At 65.7% G+C, this 277-nt stretch carries 1 pseudogene; it reads left to right on the forward strand.

Annotation, left to right across the window (positions count from 1 at the left end):
• Window positions 1-277 (forward strand): annotated as a pseudogene (locus FCU66_RS40360) (autotransporter family protein); the annotation flags it as partial.

Here is a 277-nt window from a genome sequence, read left to right on the forward strand (position 1 = left end):
ACGTCACCTTTGGCGTCGGCACGGACCGCATCGACATGCAGTCCGGCACCATCACCGGCACCGTCGATCAGGGCGGCGGCACGGATTTCTTCACCATTGGCGCCGGCACTGTCGCCGGCAATGTCCAGCAGGGCGCCGGCATCGACGATTTCAACATGAGCGGCGGCCAGATCGGCTCGCTCAACCAGGGCGATGGCCTCGACACCTTCACCATGACCGGCGGACGCATCGTGGATTTCTTCGACGATGGTGACCGCGCCGTGATGACCGGCGGCCG

Source organism: Mesorhizobium norvegicum, assembly GCF_004919685.1.
In the GTDB taxonomy this organism is placed as follows: Bacteria; Pseudomonadota; Alphaproteobacteria; order Rhizobiales; family Rhizobiaceae; genus Mesorhizobium; species Mesorhizobium norvegicum.